Below are 815 nucleotides of genomic sequence, written 5' to 3'. Positions count from 1 at the left end.
AGCCCCAGTCGGAAACCGTGTGGCGCCAAGCCAACAAGTACAAGGTCCCCCGTCTGGCCTTCGTGAACAAGATGGACCGTACCGGTGCCAACTTCTTCAAGGTCGTCGAGCAGATCAAGACCCGCCTGAAGGGCAACCCCGTGCCTGTCGTCGTGCCAATCGGTGCCGAAGACGGTTTCGAAGGTGTGGTTGACCTGCTCAAGATGAAGGCCATCTTCTGGGACGAAAAGTCGCAGGGCATGAAGTTCGAATACCGCGACATCCCCGCCGACCTGGTCGACGTGGCGAACGAGTGGCGCGAAAAGATGGTCGAAGCCGCGGCTGAAGCCAGCGAAGAGTTCATGAACAAGTACTTGGAAGAGGGCACCCTCTCCGAAGAAGAAATCATGAGCGGTCTGCGCACGCGTACTCTGGCTGTCGAAATCCAGCCCATGCTGTGCGGCTCGGCCTTCAAGAACAAGGGTGTTCAGCGCATGCTGGACGCCGTGATCCAGTTCCTGCCCGCTCCCGTGGAAGTGGCTGCGATCGAAGGTACCGATCCTGACGACGAAGAAAAGAAGCTGACGCGCAAGGCAGACGACAGCGAAAAGTTCGCTGCGTTGGCTTTCAAGCTGATGACCGACCCCTTCGTGGGCCAGCTGACTTTCGTGCGCGTTTACTCGGGCGTTTTGACCAAGGGCGACACCGTCCTGAACGCGGTCAAGGGCAAGAAGGAACGTATCGGCCGTATCGTGCAGATGCATGCCAACGAACGCCTGGAAGTCGAAGAAATTCGCGCCGGTGACATCGCTGCCTGCGTGGGCCTGAAGGACGTG

The 815-nt window shown here is 58.9% G+C and carries 1 protein-coding gene; it reads left to right on the top strand.

Annotated features, from left to right (window positions below; translation table 11 throughout):
* Positions 1-815 (top strand): GTP-binding protein (locus tag RRY12_13315; protein MEG2185654.1); only part of this gene is annotated, 815 nt, incomplete at both ends.

The organism is Cloacibacillus sp., assembly GCA_036655895.1.
In the GTDB taxonomy this organism is placed as follows: domain Bacteria; phylum Synergistota; class Synergistia; order Synergistales; family Synergistaceae; genus JAVVPF01.
Note: the sequence above shows the minus strand (reverse complement) of the source record. Positions and strands in the feature narration are given on the sequence as shown.